Genomic DNA, 15,452 nt, shown 5'->3' on the forward strand with positions numbered 1-15,452 from the left:
TTTAATTTAGATAATAAATTGCTTCGATTTGACATAGTGCAATTTACAAAGAGAGGAAGAATCACAGTTGGAACCGACAATTATAACAGATATAAAATCATTTGTGACTAATCCGCATAGACATAATCTTATTGTAGTTAAAATAGAAACGAATAAAGGTATTTATGGATATGGTTGTGCAACTTTCCAGCAACGTCCTTTAGCTGTACAAACCATTATAGATGAATATTTAAAACCGCTATTACTTAATCGTGACGCGAACAATATTGAAGACTTATGGCAAGTCATGATGGTTAATTCTTATTGGAGAAATGGCCCGGTGTTGAATAACGCTATCGCTGGTGTGGATATGGCTTTATGGGATATTAAAGCCAAATTAGCAGATATGCCTCTTTATCAATTATTTGGAGGAAAGTCCAAAAACGCAATCGCAGCTTATACGCATGCCGATGGATTAACACTCGAAGAACTTTTTGCTAATGTGGATAAGTTGATCAAGAGGGGATTCCGCCATATTCGATGTCAATTAGGTTTGTATGGCGGCAAAAATCACAATATGCACTTAACAAAAGGTTTAAGTGAGGGAGAATACTTCGACCAAGACATCTATATGAGAGATGTCGTGGCGATGTTTAAGGCATTACGTGAAAGATACGGTTATGAAATTCATTTTCTTCATGATGTTCATGAAAGACTGTTTCCTAACCAAGCACTTCAATTGGCCAAAGATCTTGAACCCTATAAGCTTTTCTTTTTAGAAGATATTTTACCTCCTGATCAGAATGAGTGGTTATCTCAATTACGAGCACAATGTACGACACCTATCGCGACAGGGGAATTATTTAATAATCCAACTGAGTGGAGAAATCTGATTGTCAATCGTCAAATCGATTTCATTCGTTGCCATGTTTCACAAATCGGAGGAATTACACCTGCACTAAAACTTGCTGCACTTTGTGAGAATTTTGGTGTTCGTATTGCTTGGCATGGTCCATCTGATATGACTCCAATAGGGGTCGCTGTCAATACGCACTTAAATATTCATCTTCATAATGCAGCCATTCAAGAGATTCAAGAACCAGATGAAAATACGAAGAAAATGTTCCCTAACTCTGTTGAGGTAGTGGATGGATATATTTATCCTATAGAAAGAGCGGGTATCGGAGTGGATTTTAATGAAGACATGGCCAAAGAATATCCGGTTATTTATCGTAAACATGAATGGACCCAATCACGTATTCCAAATGGCACTATCCACACACCCTAAGATATAGATTTTATCAAATACCTCTAGAGCATATACGCTTTAGGGGTATTTTAATTGTAATGTGATAAAATAAATTAATTCTTTTATTTGAGGTAATTATTATGAACAAACGTGATTTCATTGCTGATGATATCCTAAGCAAGATTTATCAAAATAAATACAAAACTGGTGAAAAAATGCCTACAGAAAGGGATCTAGCTACACAATACGAGGTATCGCGTTATACCATTCGAGAGGCATTAAAAAAACTTGTTAATATTGGATGTATCAAAATTGTTCAAGGATCAGGAATTTTCGTAAATGAAACAAGATATAAAAGTCCATTAATTTATAATTCATTAACCGAAAATAAATTCAAAGATATTCAATCTGAAATTATCTATTTAAAAAAGATTGTACCCGATAAAAACTTAGAAAAGATTTTTGATATAAACGGACATCACGCAAAATTATGGGAATATAAACGAGTTCGGATTGTTAACTACCACAAAATGCAAATTGAAACCACAAGATTACCTTATTCTTATTTTCCGGATCTAAATGAAGAAGAAATAAAAAAATCTGTGCATGATTATGTGCAGCAATGTGATTATCAAATCTCTCACTTCATCACAACCTATACTCCTGTAAATGTTACGAAAGAGGATGCGGCACTTCTTAACTGTAAAAAAGGGGTGGCTGCAATGAAAATAATAAATAGAGGAATTCTTCAAAACGGTAGAGTGTTCGAATATAGCGAAATGATCAATTTGGATTATTCGGTTTCTTACTTTACACCTTTTAACCCTTATAGTCATAAATATAGAAAAAAATAAAAAACCGATGCCTGTAATCGACAAAATTTTTTCAAGAAAACAGGTAAAGGTTCTTATTTATGAGGTATTAAGGCGTTTTTAATCAAACGTTTGATTAGTAGAATTCGAGTTAATTAATCGTTTGATTAGAATTACATTACGTGCTTGATAATACTGCGTTTGCTTATCTTTTGCAGGAAGAAAATTGTTGAGAAGACGATGTAGTGAAAACAGTCATTTTATATAAAGGAAGGGGTATCTTGCACCATGGTGTAAGATACCCCTTCTTTAAGAAAGATGTTTTCCTATCCAATATAAAAAATGATTCACCGTATACAAAAAGATGGCTGAAATCCTCCATATTTCCTTTTGTTTACTTTAGTATTCTCCTTTAATAACAAAAAACGAGCCCCGAATGGTTCCAGCTAGTTTAGACTTCTGCCTGGCAAACTTAAACTTCCCTTCTAACTCCTTTGGTACTTCCATCCCCTCAGAAAGCTTAAAACCAACGGCCCGTTTCGGCTTAGGGCCATCAAGTGTATACAGGACGTTGACTGCAAGACCATCTTCATAAAAAACGAAAGCCCAATTGATATTTTCCACTTGAAAACGCGACGTTTCTAAAGGTTTAGCCGCAAACTCAATATCACGTTCTTTTTTCAAAATTTGGTTCACATAATCAAGGGTCTCCTGGCTTTCGCTAGCTGGTACAACCGTAAATTTATGCTTATATTTGTTCATAAAGTAACGAGCTTCATTCGCGCGTAAACCAGCAAGTGCATCTGCTACAGGTGAAGACTCTAAACCAACCGTCGAAACATTTTTAAAATCAACGATATAGGACATTTTCAACTCTCCTTATATCTTACTATTTCCTAACAACCGGAATCCACATTTCACCAAAAACTAAGCCATTTCGCTGCCCCATCTCAACCGATGCATTTGGCCCGCCAACATAGGCGACATCCTTTACTTCTGGCAGGACTTGACCGAAGGCAATGCCAGTTAGCATATTACTTAACTCTTCAGAACTTCCCGCTTCCCCTTTTACAACGATGTATTCACCTTTAGGAAATTGGATCATTCTTGTTGCTTCTGGTAGTGATTTCTCTGTCATGACGCCAGCATAATGCATCATCTTGTTATTCACCGCTTCGTTCACGACAAAAATGTAGTCATTAGTGGCTACAGCTTTTAAAGTGTCAAGCGTTCCATCTTGTTTGACGGCATGCCAAAAGTCTGACTTTTCCTTCATAATGCCAGCATAATCTGTGTAATCACTTTTAAGCTCGGTTCCAAAACCTAAAACGGTAAAGCTATCTTTTTCTTCTAAAGTATAATTTGTCATATTCAAAACCTTCCTTTTTTTAATTTTAATCAAATGATTTGTCTTTTCACTCGATGAGTTTATAATAGCCTTTAATCGTATCAAAAAGTGATACTGTTTAGGAGGTGCGTAGCTGAATGAAAAAAGTTGAACGGATCAATACCATCATGCGGTATATCAACAACCGCTCCCACTTTACCATTTCTGAAATCATGCAAGAATTTAATATCTCTCGTTCGACCGCTATTAGAGATATCAGAGAAATTGAAGCCATGGGGATGCCGCTTGTTGCCGAAGTTGGAAGGGATGGGGGCTATTTTGTCATGCACAACTCTGTCCTGCCCGATGTCCGCTTTACTGATAATGAGGTCAAAGCTCTTTTTATTGCCTTTATGGCCACAAGAAACCAGCAACTTCCCTATTTAAAAAGTCGTCAATCTTTAGCTGAAAAATTACTAGGCCTCATCTCAGAAAACCAGCAAGATGACCTTGTTCTATTAAATCAAATATTGCTATTTGAAGGGACCAACCCGAAAAATCCTGACCTGCTTGATCTGTCAGACCTCCCTCACCCGATGTTAGAAAAACTCATCCAAATCCTTCTTTTAGATCGATATTTATTGATTACCATAAAAGAAGAGAAAGTCATAAAGTCTTATCCCATGTATCTCTTGAACCTTTATCGTGAAAAAAGCCTGTGGCTTATTGAAGGTTTTGACTTAAAGGAAGAAAAGAAGCAGATTTTTAATGTCGACAATCTCACCAATGTTGAGCCCTACCCAACGAAAAAAAGATTAAGTAAGAAAAAGATAGTAGAAAAACTAAGTAAGCAGGAAGAAGTGATTAATCTTGTTCTTGAACTAGGACCAAAAGCGATTGCTCAGTTTAAAAAATACCATCCTTTAAAAGTATCACTTTCCTATACGAATCCTTATCAAGCCACAGCTATTCTAAAAACATTCATCAACGTTACTAATCCCGAAGAATTGTCCGAAATGACAAGTTGGCTGCTTTTCTTAGGTGAGGATATCAAGGTCAGGGAAGTGCCGGGAGAAGTCTTAGAAGGTTTACAAGAGAGATTATGTTTATTTTGCTCATAAGCGGTGCTAATTAAACCTTATTTAGATACAGTATGTTGACCTTATCATTATATTTTAGACGTATATGTTATGGTAAAATATACCTGAGATGAGATATGGGAGGTTCTATATGGATTTTATTGAATATCTTCAGATCAGACATGAACGATATACCGACGAAAGACCGATAAATGAAAAGTCGGCTGGACAATACTATAACAGATTAGTAAATTTACAGAAGAAGATTTATAACGGGGAAAAAGTAATAGATGAACAAATGTTTAAAAGGATATAAGACCATTATAAAGACACGACGAATCATTATCCTAGGACGATCAACTAGTATATTGAATATTTAAATTACCTAGAACAAGTTATATCGAAGAAGGACTGATAATAGAGATGGATAAACGAGATCTTGTTCAATATTTTGTTGTAAATCAAGACTTAAAAATGTCGACAGGTAAAACAGCTGCACAAGTGGCTCATGCTGCAACTCTAAGTACGATTAACCTGATGTCTTCGCAATCCCCTTTTCATGAAAAGCATGATGATTTCGTAGAATGGGTACAGAGTGGAATGAAGAAAATTATATTAAAGGGTAAACAAACCGAGCTTGAAAAGTTAGAAAAAAGAAAATTTTTCAGTATTCGTGATAGTGGCTTAACCGAGGTTAAATCGGGTTCTTTAACTGTTATTGCACTTCCACCGATGGTAAAGTCAGAAGCGAAGGAAATCATCGGGCACTTAACTCTACTTAAAAACTAGAACATTGGGGACGGTTCTTGCGGTATTTTTCTTATATTTCCAATGAACCATGAGAACCGTTCCTGTGGTATATGTGTGAGATTATTACAAAAGGGGTTTGTATGAAGGAGATTACGAATAGTTTTAATAAAAAAATATATTATATTGTGGCGTGGACTGTAATCGCTATTATGATTTCTGGTTTGTTGATTGATAACCCGCGTTTTGGTGAATTTGGGGTTGTTTACATATCCCACAGTATTCTGGTGTGTATTCTGTCTGTTTGTTTACTGCTTTATCCTAAGAATGGTACGGCCATTCTAAGATTGACTATCATAAGCGTTGCATCCGTTTACTTTTATATACTTTTCCTTTTTTACCCAGAAACGTCTTCTACCTTTGTTTTTCTATGTTTTATTCCAGCACTTTCTATATTATATTTTGATTCAAAGCTATTTTATTTTTCCTTGTTATTAAACTTTATATCAATAATGATTATATATGGATATATCCTGTTGGTTGATGGACTGCAATATCCCTTTATTGAAGAGGATCCAATTGGAAATTTCTTTAACTTTGTTGCGAGTCAGATTATTGTCTATTTTATTTTTTATCTAACGAATGGAAGAATTAAAAAACAGCAATTATATTATGAACAAATTCAGCATTCTGAGCGTTTGAAGACAACCGGTCAGCTTGCAGCTGCTGTTGCACATGAAATTAGAAATCCATTGACTGTTGTGAAAGGGTTTTTGCAACTATTTGAGAAAGATTCTTCCTATAGCATTGACCGGAAAGAGCAGTTTACTTTGATGATTGATGAGTTAAATACGGCTGAACAAGTTATTTCACAATTTTTATCGGTTGCTAAACCAGATAAAGAGAATGTAACTGAAAATGTTAATGTAAAAGTCGTTGTCCAGAGTGTAACGGAGTTACTCCATTCCTATGGACTTTTACATGATAATCGGATTGAACTAAAAGTAACGGAAGATTGTACCATCTCAGCTAACACCATTGAATTTAAACAATTACTCATAAATATTATTAAAAACGCAATCGAGGCTTCCAATATTGGTGATCAAGTTCTTGTGACAGCTGGAAGGGAAAAAGACTTCGTTGTCATTCAAGTAATTGATCATGGACAAGGAATGTCAGAAGTGCAAGTTGCATCTTTAGGTACTCCTTTTTATTCATTAAAAAGTAAAGGAACTGGGTTAGGGATGATGATTTGCTTTAACATTGTGGAAAAATTTAATGGCACGATTAACTTTCAATCCTCAATCGGTCATGGAACTGCAGTCACGATACGTTTTCCCACTTCCAAACCTTCCTAGTAATCTTTGTTACTAGTTATCACAGGAGAATCCCAGGTCGTAGAAAAGGAAAATCGCGGCATGGTTTAAACCATAAGTGATTTTGCTTTTTTTTATATAAAATAGGATATTTCGACGAATTATTTCCCTGAAAATGATGAATGTTGGAGTATCCTGTAGTGAGAACAATTGAATTCACTTATAATATAATAGGAAATGAGTACCAAGTGATCATATACTCTTGATACAGTTTAGTGATTTACAAGATAAGCACCAAATATAGAGGATAAACAAAGACAAGCCAGTGATTGTTTCTATCACTGGCTTATCTTTGTTGCATGATAATAAAATAGCCTATGACCCTGGAAAGAGGTACAAAAACCAACATATTTATAAAAAAAATCGAATGCAATAGTGGAGCATTTGGATAAGGAGCAACATTATGGTAAAAACGGAACCTTCAACCGTTTGACCCAGTATCGCTATTGGATGAGTCTTCAGAAGCGAATTTTTGTAATGATGTATATATGAGCATCAGACAGAATATAACCATAATCATTAAACGAACGGAATCGACAAAATTCATCCTATTGTTTATTCAGAAATCATCTTTTAGTACCGAGCTTTATCGTCATTTTAATCAAACGATTGATTAAAAATGTTGTTTTTCCTATTATGATGGGTTTTCTAGAGGAGATAGAGAAAAAAATTTGTAGTTATTTGAATGTTCTGCTATCCAATTATGCTCCATAAAACGTATCTTTAGTATAATGGGTATAATCACAAACCAAATGGAGGAATGTATATGTTGGGTGCAATTGAAGCAGGTGGCACGAAGTTTGTTTGTGCTGTCGGGGATGATACAGGGAAGATCATTGAACGTATCCAGATACCAACCACAATCCCTGCTGAAACAATCGTTGAGGTTACTGAATTTTTTAAACAATATCCTATTAGGGGAATTGGAGTAGGATCTTTCGGACCGATTGATGTTAATAGAGATAGTCCTACATATGGAAATATAACCTCTACGCCTAAGCCTGGCTGGAGAAATTATCCTTTCGTACAATCCTTAGAAGATACCTTTGGTGTACCTATCGGATTCAATACAGATGTTAATGCAGCAGCGTTAGGGGAGGCGACTTATGGAGCAGCCAAAGGGCTGGATAGCTGCCTCTATATAACAGTCGGGACTGGAATAGGAGCAGGAGCAATGGTACATGGTAAACTTCTTCAAGGGTGGTCGCATCCTGAAATGGGGCATATCCTTGTCAGAAGGCACCCAGATGATACCTATCACGGGAAGTGCTCTTATCATCATGATTGCTTAGAGGGACTTGCAGCGGGTCCCGCCATAGAAGAACGCTGGGGAGAAAAAGGTGTAAACCTTGTAGGAAGGCCAGAAGTCTGGGAAATGGAAGGCTACTATCTTGCTCAGGCTTTGATGCAATATGTGCTGATCCTTTCTCCAAAGAAAATCATTCTCGGCGGTGGAGTCATGCATCAAGAGCAGGTTTTACCATCCATCTATAAACATTTGAAAGAATTCTTAAACGATTACGTCACCTTACCTGAAATGTCTGAATACATTGTTCGCCCAGGACTAGGGGACAATGCCGGAATCATAGGAGCCTTACTACTAGCCCAACAAGCGATAGAAGAGAGATAAAATGAAAAGCGTAAGGAACCTGTTGAAAACAGCCCTTTACACCTTTATTTGGCGAAAATTTATGAAAACAAATGAAAATCGGTACCAATCACCGCATTATGGTAGTATATAAATATCATTTTCTGGGAGGTAATCTTATTGCAGCCTTTATTTTTGAAGCCAGTTTTTAAAGAGAGAATTTGGGGCGGTACAGCCTTACATACAGCTTTTGGGTATGAGATTCCAAATGAAAATACAGGAGAGTGCTGGGCGATTTCTGCTCATCCACATGGACCATCAATTATTGAAAATGGTCCCTATGCAGGAATGGGATTGGATGAGTTATGGAGGGAACACCCAGAACTGTTCGGAAATCCCAAAGAAGAGGTTTTTCCGCTGTTAACCAAGATATTAGATGCAAATATGGATCTGTCTGTCCAGGTACACCCAGAAGATAACTATGCAAAGATTCATGAAAATGGCGAGTTAGGGAAAACGGAATGCTGGTATATTCTTGATTGTAAAGAAGATGCTGATATGATCTTTGGTCATAATGCACAGTCAAAAGAAGAGTTAATAGAACAGATTAACGAGGGTAAGTGGAATGATCTGCTCCGTCGGGTAAAGATTAAACCAGGAGATTTTTTCTATGTACCAAGTGGGACGATCCATGCCTTATGTGAAGGGACACTCGTGCTAGAAACGCAGCAAAGTTCTGATACGACGTATAGAGTATATGATTATGACCGTCGGGATGCAAATGGAAACTTGCGTGAACTTCACTTGGAAAAGGCAATTGATGTGACCACTGTTCCGCATAAGGATACGGGTGTTACTCCAAGTGTAGAGCAGAAAGAAAATGTTAGGATTACAACCTTCGTAGAATCAGAGTTTTTCTCTGTTTACAAATGGGATATTAACGGTAAGTCTACTTTCTCCTATGATCATCAGTATGTATTGATGAGCGTGATTAATGGAGAAGGAAGCCTTGTTCATAATGGGGAACGTTACACCCTAAACAAAGGAATACATCTCATTATTCCTGTTGGTTTAGGAGAATTCATGATTGAAGGAGATTGCGAATTCATTGTCTCCCATAAGTAAAAGAAAAAGCGTAAATGGACTTTTATGAAGGTCCTTTACGTTTTTTTTTATTTCAATTTTCTTAATAAAAAGATTGCAAGGGAGGATTAGAACAAATTGTGGAGTTATTTATCCTTAAGGAAATGCCTGTGTCAGCGGTATTGATTAAGGAAAATAGGTGTTCCGCACTTTAATAGGGACATAGAAAAATTCAGAAAATTGTAATTGTGTATGCGTTTTCACTCCCGTATCATAAAGACATAGAAAAGAGGTGATAAGTTGAATGGCATATGAGTTAAATGAACGCCAACATAAGATTCTTAAAATATTGAAAGATAGAAGTGATTATGTCACGGCTAACGATTTGTCTACTCAATTGTCTGTTTCGACGAAAACGATTTATCGGGATATACAAAGAATATCAGACCATCCTATGAAGCACTATTCCCTCACCAAGAAAGAAAACCTCGGATACTTACTTACACCAAATGACGACGTTGAGAAAGACGAGCAGGATATTTTCAACAGTTCTAAAGAACGGCGGATCAATTTATTACTGTATCTTCTTTCGATTGCACCTATGAAAACTTCCATCCAGAAGTTATCAGAAAGATATTTTGTAAGCCAAAGTTCTATCATTAATGATTTCAAATTTATTGAGGAAAATATTAGACCTTATAACCTTCAATTATTAAAGGGGAACGACGGGACTTTTATTGACGGACATCAGCTTTCAATCAACCGATTAATGTCCGTTATGATACAAAGTTTTTTGAAACAATCAGGCGATCCGTTTAGCCAATATCACATCCCAACATTTATCGAAGAGGTAAGAAATCAGTACATTAGGCTGTGTGAAATCAAAAAGTTTCTTCATGAAATTCAGGAGGAACAAGAAATCCTTTTAGATCAGCCATTCTATTTAACTTTATTTTGCAACCTTCTATGCATTATTGAGAAACATATTAATTATTCACAAAACCTCTATAGGGAAGCATCATTTGAAGCTTTAGATAAACAATCGAAAGCCTATCATATTACGGTTGAATTGGTCAGGAAAGTGGAGTTATTTTATTCTTTTAAAATGGAAGAGTTTGAGGTCCATAAGCTGTACTATATTTTGAAAGCGTATAAACTGACTTCTAGGTTTCTGCTGAATCAAGATACAGAACAGATCATGAACGAGAAGGTGAAGTTACTTTCCAAACAGCTAGTGATAAAGATATCTGAAAGAATAGGCCATAACCTGGAAGATGAGGAATTATTAAAGGATCAGTTAACCTGTCATCTTCACAGCATGGTGTACCGCTTGAACCACGATATTTATATTGTGAATCCTATTTTAGAGTCTATAAAAACAAATTTTCGTGATGCTTTCCAAATGGTCAAACAATGTATCAACCAGGTAAATAAAAACGGAAAATTTGTAAAAAATTTATCAGATGAAGAAATTGGATATGTCACGTTATACTTTCAAATTTCAATTGAAGACCGGCTATCAAAAAGGATTCCTATTTTAATAGAATGTACGAGTGGAATAGGAACTTCTCATTTGTTGAGTGAAAAGATAAAGAAAACATTTCCAAACATTGAAATCAAAAGGATTGTTGCCCAGCACCGACTCCAAAAAAGCGATTATGAAGATGTGGAACTGGTGATTTCAACGGTGAAAACCCATAGCATCATCGATAAGCCTACTATTTTGGTTAGCCCGATTTTAAACGATAAAGATAAGATGAAAATTGATCAGTTTATTGGTCATTTCTATAAGAAACAAAAGGCAGAAGTTATTTGAAAGGGGATTTGAGATTGGAAACGAAGTTGGAGGAATTGGATCTTACTAAGGTCATCACAGAGGATTTAATAGATTTACACCTAAAGGCAACGACGAAAATGGAAGTCATCGAGGAATTAACACATTTACTGTATCTAAATCAGTGTATTGATAGTGAAGAAGGTTTCATTAAGGATGTGCTATATCGTGAGCAAGAAGGGGTGACAGGGCTTGAAAAGGGAATAGCCATTCCGCATGGAAAATCAGAAAGCGTTATTAAAACCACTTTGGCTATCGGCAGAACGAAACAGCCGGTGGAGTGGGAGTCGATGGATGACAATCCAATCAATATTATTCTCTTATTTGCAGTGAAAACATCTGATGCCACTACGGTCCATATTAAATTATTACAAAAAGTGGCCACTTTATTAGCCGATGATGAAGTTCTTCAGAGCCTTCAAATAGTAGAAACAAAGCAAGAGGTCATTAATCTATTGTCCAAAAATAATCTGTAGGGGGAAATCGTAATGAATATTGTAGGAATTTCAGCTTGTACATCAGGTATTGCCCATACGTATATTGCAAAGGAGAAATTAATCAGGACTGGTCAAGAGCTAGGCCATAACGTCCGGATTGAAACGCAAGGAACCATTGGAATCGAGAATGAACTAACCAAGCAAGAAATTGAGGCTGCTGATTTAGTTATTATCGCTGCCGATATTAAGGTAAGCGGAAAGGAGCGTTTTAAAGGAAAAAGAATTGTTGAAATCCCGACACACATTGCGATTAAAGCACCAAAGCAATTATATAAAAAAATTGAAATGGAATTAAGCGCTAACAAATAATAAGGAGGAGCTCATATGCTGAAGAAGCTGCAAATTAAAAAGCATGCATTAACTGCCATTTCTTATATGTTACCTCTCGTTGTTGCATCAGGGCTATTGATTGCCATTGGAAATCTAACAGGCGGTACGGTGATTGAAAATTATAAAGAAAGCTTCTCTATTCCGTCCGCGCTCGTTTCCCTGGGTGTTCTAGGAATGGGATTATTGGCGCCGGTCATTTCTTCAGCAATCGCCTACTCCATTGCCGATCGTCCAGGTATTGCGCCAGGTCTATTAATGGGTTTGATTGCTAACGCGATCGGTGCAGGGTTTTTAGGTGGAATGCTAGGCGGTTTTATCGTCGGATTTTTCGTTCTTTTCCTTAAAAATCATCTAAAGGTGCCAAAGTGGGCAGAAGGTTTAATGCCTATGATGATCATTCCGTTAATTTCTAGTGTGGTGATAGGGTTGTTAATGTTTTTCGTCCTAGGTGTTCCGATTGTATGGGCAACGGATGGATTAACCTCTTTCTTAACAAACATGCAAGGATCGATGAAATTCGTCTTTGGTGCCATCTTAGGTGGAATGGCAGCTTTTGATTTCGGCGGACCTGTTAACAAAGTAGCTTCCTTATTTGCAGATGGCCTATTACTGGAAGGAATTTATGAACCTGAAGCCGTTAAAATCCTAGCTTCCATGGTTCCTCCGTTTGGAGTCACCATCTCATGGATTTTGGCGAAAGCCCTTCGGAAGAAGCGCTATACGAAAAAAGAAGAAGATAATATTAAAATTGCCTTTCCAATGGGTGTCTGCATGATTACAGAAGGTGTTATCCCAATCGCAGCGGTTGATTTACTTCGTGTCGTAACCTCTTGTACATTAGGAGCTGCTGTCGGCGGAGGCTTATCGATGATGTGGAATGTAGGTTCACCGGTTCCATCAGGCGGAATGTTTATCGTCCCTGCAATGACCCATCCATTGTTATTCACTTTAGCTTTATTTATTGGATCTACTGTTACAGGAGTCATGCTATTTTTATGGAAAAAAGAGCCGGTTGAAAATCAAGATTTTTCAATGGATGAGGAAGAAGATGAAATGGACTTATCTGGTATCAAGATTTCATAATCAAATGGTTTGTGGAGGGGTGGCAACATGTACGTTTCGATGAAAGGGATACTGGGACGAGCCAATGAAGGAAAATATGCGGTTATGGCCTTTAACTGTTTTAACCTTGAGACAGCTAAGGCAGTCATTCAAGGGGCACAAGAGTTGCGGGCACCCGTTATTATCAGCTTGCTGCAAGATCATTTAAAGGATCACTTAGGCAGCCATTTATTAACCAAGCCAATTATTCGGATGGCCAATGAAGCAAGTGTGGAAGTGGCGATTAATCTTGACCATGGGCAGGATATTGGTTTTGTTACAAGGTGCTTACAAGATGGTTTCTTGAGTGTCATGATGGATGCATCTGCATACCCATTTGATCAAAATATTAAAATTACGCGCAATATGGTTGAGTTTGCTCAAACCTACAACGCAAGTGTTGAGGCAGAGGTGGGGAACATTGGATCAGCTGGTGATATCATGACGGGCGATAGTATGCATACTGACCCTGAACTTGCGATTGAATTTGTTAAAAAAACAGGTGTAGATGCTTTAGCAATTTCATACGGTTCTAGTCATGGGAATTATCCAGAAGGGTTTGTTCCTAAATTTCACTTTGATATAGTGGAAAAAATTAAAAAGGAAACCAATATTCCGCTCGTGCTGCATGGAGGATCCGGCTGCGGTGAGGAGAATATTAGAACGTCTATTGAATTAGGGATTAATAAAATTAATGTCGGTTCTGATTTTATGAAAGCGCAAGTTGATCAAATTAGATATGAGGTAGAGAGAGATCCCGCCATTAATCTCTATGATTTAATCCACAGTACCATTGATGCTGGTAAAGAAGCTGTTAAGTATTATATTAATCTTGCAGAATCCACTGGTAAATCTTTATAAAAAAACAAGGAAAGAAGTGTTGATTATGTTAGTAACGATGAAACAATTATTGGAAGTAGCCAAGGAAAACCAATTTGCCGTTGGAGCATTTAACGTAGCGGATAGTTCATTTTTAAGAGCCGTTGTGGAAGAGGCAGAGAATGCTGAGTCACCTGCAATCATTGCGATCCATCCATCGGAATTGGAGTTTTTGACGGATGAATTTTTCTCTTATGTGAAGCACCGTGTATATGAAAGTCCTGTACCATTTGTTATTCATCTCGACCATGGTGGTTCGATTGAAGAGATCTTAAGAGCAATTCGATGTGGTTTTACCTCTGTTATGATTGACGGTTCGCTGCTTCCATATGAAGAAAATGTGGCATTAACGAAGCAAGCCGTTGAAATTGCTCATGCAGTAGGTGTATCGATTGAAGGAGAATTAGGGACTATTGGAAGTACAGGAAATTCAGTGGAAGGTGGAGTAACCAAGGTTACCTACACAAACCCTGCCCAAGCAAAGGATTTTGTTGAAAGAACAGGCGTTGATACATTAGCGGTTGCGATTGGTACAGCTCATGGGATTTATCCAAAGCATATCCAGCCAGAATTACAAATGGATATTTTAGAAGAAATTAATCAGCTCGTAAGTATCCCATTGGTGCTTCATGGAGGTTCTTCAAACCCGGATAGTGAAGTGGCACAGTCTGTGAAACTAGGAGTAAGTAAAATTAATATATCTAGTGATATGAAACATGCTTACTTTAAGAAAGCTCGTGAAATACTGAGCACAACTGAATATTGGGATCCAAATGTGATCTATCCAGAATGTATTTTGGAAGCAAGGAAAGTAATTAACCAAAAAATGCACCTCTTTAATTCAGTAGGAAAAGCAAAACTATATGAAAAAGCTTCACGTAAACAGGAAGAGACAGTTCCAGTTGGCGGCATTTACTAATAGGTTTGAGTACCATTAGTTAACTCAAAAAGAATCCACATGGTTTACTAGTGGACTCTTTTTGATTCTCCACTGCAGAGATTGAGATAGCAGATTATTAAATAAGAAGGGAATGGGATGATATGAGATTACAAGGAAAGAAAATTATTAGCCTGGTGCATCATGAGTTTGAAGACTTGGAACTTTGGTATCCGATTTATAGACTTCGGGAAGAGGGAGCACTCGTCCATCTTGCTGGAGAAGAGGCAGGAAAAGAATATATTGGGAAGTACGGAGTTCCTGCCCAATCGGATTACGCGTATGGCGATGTTAAGGCTGATCATTATGATGCAATATTAGTGCCAGGTGGATGGGCTCCAGATAAAATCCGTCGTTTTCCAGAAGTACTTTCCTTAATACAGGAAATGAGTGCAAATGAAAAGGTAATTGGCCAAATTTGTCATGCTGGCTGGGTGCTCATTTCAGCAAAGATTCTAAATAGAAAAAGGGTAACAAGTACACCTGGGATACGGGATGATATGGAAAATGCAGGAGCAATTTGGTATGACGAGCCTGTCGTCACAGATGGTCACCTCGTATCAAGCCGCCGTCCGCCTGATCTCCCTGATTATTTGAGGGAATTTATCCATGTTTTAGAACAAAAGTAAATGAG

General features: G+C 37.2%; 17 protein-coding genes. 15 read left to right on the forward strand and 2 right to left on the reverse strand.

What is annotated here, in order from left to right; translation table 11 throughout:
• Positions 1–67 precede the first annotated feature (67 nt).
• Both QFZ31_RS22805 and QFZ31_RS22810 read left to right on the forward strand, forming a co-directional pair.
• On the forward strand, positions 68–1,267 hold the full coding sequence (locus tag QFZ31_RS22805; RefSeq protein WP_307307266.1) for an enolase C-terminal domain-like protein: 1,200 nt from the start codon (positions 68–70) through the stop codon (positions 1,265–1,267).
• A gap of 101 nt (positions 1,268–1,368) precedes the next feature.
• On the forward strand, positions 1,369–2,082 hold the full coding sequence (locus tag QFZ31_RS22810; protein ID WP_307307268.1) for a GntR family transcriptional regulator: 714 nt from the start codon (positions 1,369–1,371) through the stop codon (positions 2,080–2,082).
• A 357-nt stretch (positions 2,083–2,439) separates the two neighbouring features.
• Here the strand turns inward: QFZ31_RS22810 and QFZ31_RS22815 are convergent, their stop codons facing one another.
• Positions 2,440–2,907, reverse strand: coding sequence for a phage tail protein (locus tag QFZ31_RS22815; RefSeq protein ID WP_307307271.1), 468 nt, complete (start codon positions 2,905–2,907; stop codon positions 2,440–2,442).
• A 22-nt stretch (positions 2,908–2,929) separates the two neighbouring features.
• The gene (locus QFZ31_RS22820) at positions 2,930–3,409 is read right to left on the reverse strand and encodes a GyrI-like domain-containing protein (protein ID WP_307307273.1); all 480 of its coding nucleotides are present in this window, start codon (positions 3,407–3,409) and stop codon (positions 2,930–2,932) included.
• A 116-nt stretch (positions 3,410–3,525) separates the two neighbouring features.
• Here QFZ31_RS22820 and QFZ31_RS22825 point away from each other — a divergent pair, with 116 nt between their 5' ends.
• From QFZ31_RS22825 to QFZ31_RS22885, 13 genes are all read left to right on the forward strand, one after another.
• The gene (locus QFZ31_RS22825) at positions 3,526–4,488 is read left to right on the forward strand and encodes a helix-turn-helix transcriptional regulator (RefSeq protein ID WP_307307275.1); all 963 of its coding nucleotides are present in this window, start codon (positions 3,526–3,528) and stop codon (positions 4,486–4,488) included.
• 109 nt (positions 4,489–4,597) lie between these two features.
• The gene (locus QFZ31_RS22830; protein ID WP_307307277.1) at positions 4,598–4,762 is read left to right on the forward strand and encodes a hypothetical protein; all 165 of its coding nucleotides are present in this window, start codon (positions 4,598–4,600) and stop codon (positions 4,760–4,762) included.
• 107 nt (positions 4,763–4,869) lie between these two features.
• Positions 4,870–5,235 (forward strand): aminoacyl-tRNA hydrolase, encoded by a 366-nt coding sequence (locus QFZ31_RS22835; protein ID WP_307307280.1) that lies wholly within the window; start codon positions 4,870–4,872, stop codon positions 5,233–5,235.
• A gap of 101 nt (positions 5,236–5,336) precedes the next feature.
• Positions 5,337–6,551, forward strand: coding sequence for a sensor histidine kinase (locus tag QFZ31_RS22840; protein ID WP_307307283.1), 1,215 nt, complete (start codon positions 5,337–5,339; stop codon positions 6,549–6,551).
• 784 nt (positions 6,552–7,335) lie between these two features.
• A complete protein-coding gene (locus tag QFZ31_RS22845) occupies positions 7,336–8,199 on the forward strand; it encodes an ROK family protein (RefSeq protein WP_307307285.1) in 864 nt (287 codons plus the stop codon).
• Positions 8,200–8,337: 138 nt separating this feature from the next.
• The gene (manA, locus tag QFZ31_RS22850) at positions 8,338–9,282 is read left to right on the forward strand and encodes a mannose-6-phosphate isomerase, class I (protein ID WP_373459876.1); all 945 of its coding nucleotides are present in this window, start codon (positions 8,338–8,340) and stop codon (positions 9,280–9,282) included.
• 262 nt (positions 9,283–9,544) lie between these two features.
• Positions 9,545–11,056, forward strand: a complete 1,512-nt coding sequence (locus tag QFZ31_RS22855) for a BglG family transcription antiterminator (protein WP_307307288.1) — start codon at positions 9,545–9,547, stop codon at positions 11,054–11,056.
• A gap of 14 nt (positions 11,057–11,070) precedes the next feature.
• Positions 11,071–11,550: a PTS sugar transporter subunit IIA gene (locus QFZ31_RS22860; RefSeq protein ID WP_307307292.1), complete on the forward strand. Its 480-nt coding sequence runs from the start codon at positions 11,071–11,073 to the stop codon at positions 11,548–11,550.
• A 12-nt stretch (positions 11,551–11,562) separates the two neighbouring features.
• Positions 11,563–11,880: a PTS fructose transporter subunit IIB gene (locus QFZ31_RS22865; RefSeq protein WP_307307295.1), complete on the forward strand. Its 318-nt coding sequence runs from the start codon at positions 11,563–11,565 to the stop codon at positions 11,878–11,880.
• A gap of 18 nt (positions 11,881–11,898) precedes the next feature.
• Positions 11,899–12,984 carry a PTS fructose transporter subunit IIC gene (locus tag QFZ31_RS22870; RefSeq protein ID WP_307311750.1) on the forward strand — a complete coding sequence of 362 codons (1,086 nt, stop codon included), beginning with the start codon at positions 11,899–11,901 and terminating at the stop codon, positions 12,982–12,984.
• A 27-nt stretch (positions 12,985–13,011) separates the two neighbouring features.
• Positions 13,012–13,863: a class II fructose-bisphosphate aldolase gene (locus QFZ31_RS22875; protein WP_307307297.1), complete on the forward strand. Its 852-nt coding sequence runs from the start codon at positions 13,012–13,014 to the stop codon at positions 13,861–13,863.
• Between the two features lie 25 nt (positions 13,864–13,888).
• On the forward strand, positions 13,889–14,800 hold the full coding sequence (locus tag QFZ31_RS22880) for a ketose-bisphosphate aldolase (RefSeq protein ID WP_307307300.1): 912 nt from the start codon (positions 13,889–13,891) through the stop codon (positions 14,798–14,800).
• A gap of 122 nt (positions 14,801–14,922) precedes the next feature.
• Positions 14,923–15,447 (forward strand): type 1 glutamine amidotransferase domain-containing protein, encoded by a 525-nt coding sequence (locus QFZ31_RS22885; RefSeq protein ID WP_307307303.1) that lies wholly within the window; start codon positions 14,923–14,925, stop codon positions 15,445–15,447.
• Positions 15,448–15,452 lie beyond the last annotated feature (5 nt).

It is taken from the genome of Neobacillus niacini, from assembly GCF_030817595.1.
Lineage (GTDB): Bacteria > Bacillota > Bacilli > Bacillales > Cytobacillaceae > Neobacillus > Neobacillus niacini_G.

What these genes read in the sequence shown, in the direction of transcription:
- QFZ31_RS22810 (WP_307307268.1), top strand. Translation starts at nt 1,369, where the DNA reads ATGAACAAACGTGATTTCATTGCTGATGATATCCTAAGCAAGATTTAT.
- QFZ31_RS22815 (WP_307307271.1), bottom strand. Translation starts at nt 2,907, where the DNA reads ATGTCCTATATCGTTGATTTTAAAAATGTTTCGACGGTTGGTTTAGAG.
- QFZ31_RS22820 (WP_307307273.1), bottom strand. Translation starts at nt 3,409, where the DNA reads ATGACAAATTATACTTTAGAAGAAAAAGATAGCTTTACCGTTTTAGGT.
- QFZ31_RS22825 (WP_307307275.1), top strand. Translation starts at nt 3,526, where the DNA reads ATGAAAAAAGTTGAACGGATCAATACCATCATGCGGTATATCAACAAC.
- QFZ31_RS22830 (WP_307307277.1), top strand. Translation starts at nt 4,598, where the DNA reads ATGGATTTTATTGAATATCTTCAGATCAGACATGAACGATATACCGAC.
- QFZ31_RS22835 (WP_307307280.1), top strand. Translation starts at nt 4,870, where the DNA reads ATGGATAAACGAGATCTTGTTCAATATTTTGTTGTAAATCAAGACTTA.
- QFZ31_RS22840 (WP_307307283.1), top strand. Translation starts at nt 5,337, where the DNA reads ATGAAGGAGATTACGAATAGTTTTAATAAAAAAATATATTATATTGTG.
- QFZ31_RS22845 (WP_307307285.1), top strand. Translation starts at nt 7,336, where the DNA reads ATGTTGGGTGCAATTGAAGCAGGTGGCACGAAGTTTGTTTGTGCTGTC.
- QFZ31_RS22855 (WP_307307288.1), top strand. Translation starts at nt 9,545, where the DNA reads ATGGCATATGAGTTAAATGAACGCCAACATAAGATTCTTAAAATATTG.
- QFZ31_RS22865 (WP_307307295.1), top strand. Translation starts at nt 11,563, where the DNA reads ATGAATATTGTAGGAATTTCAGCTTGTACATCAGGTATTGCCCATACG.
- QFZ31_RS22875 (WP_307307297.1), top strand. Translation starts at nt 13,012, where the DNA reads ATGTACGTTTCGATGAAAGGGATACTGGGACGAGCCAATGAAGGAAAA.
- QFZ31_RS22880 (WP_307307300.1), top strand. Translation starts at nt 13,889, where the DNA reads ATGTTAGTAACGATGAAACAATTATTGGAAGTAGCCAAGGAAAACCAA.
- QFZ31_RS22885 (WP_307307303.1), top strand. Translation starts at nt 14,923, where the DNA reads ATGAGATTACAAGGAAAGAAAATTATTAGCCTGGTGCATCATGAGTTT.